This is a genomic window from Burkholderia sp. Ac-20392 (assembly GCF_017104585.1).
In the GTDB taxonomy this organism is placed as follows: domain Bacteria; phylum Pseudomonadota; class Gammaproteobacteria; order Burkholderiales; family Burkholderiaceae; genus Burkholderia; species Burkholderia lata.
The window spans coordinates 1-326 of record NZ_JAAGPB010001202.1; the positions used below are offsets into that span (position 1 = coordinate 1).

Below are 326 nucleotides of genomic sequence, written 5' to 3' on the forward strand. Positions count from 1 at the left end.
CCTGACGATTACCTACTTTCACACGGGAATCCGCACTATCATCGGCGTAGAGTCGTTTCACGGTCCTGTTCGGGATGGGAAGGGGTGGGACCGACTCGCTATGGTCATCAGGCAAAGAGGGTTGTTGTGCTGACTTCGCAGCACAACCAATCTTGGAAGAAGCAGTAATTTTGAGTTGTGTGTATCACACACGAGAATCCAACCAGTCCGACGCGCTGTAATCAGCGCGAGACAGACTTGTTATAGGATCAAGCCTTACGGGCAATTAGTATCAGTTAGCTGAACGCATTACTGCGCTTACACACCTGACCTATCAACGTCCTGGT

The 326-nt window shown here is 50.3% G+C and carries 2 rRNA genes; both read right to left on the reverse strand.

The features are described from left to right. A 5S ribosomal RNA gene (rrf, locus tag G3N99_RS41620) occupies positions 1–112 on the reverse strand; the annotation flags it as partial. 132 nt (positions 113–244) lie between these two features. Further along, positions 245–326: ribosomal RNA gene (locus G3N99_RS41625) — 23S ribosomal RNA — on the reverse strand; the annotation flags it as partial.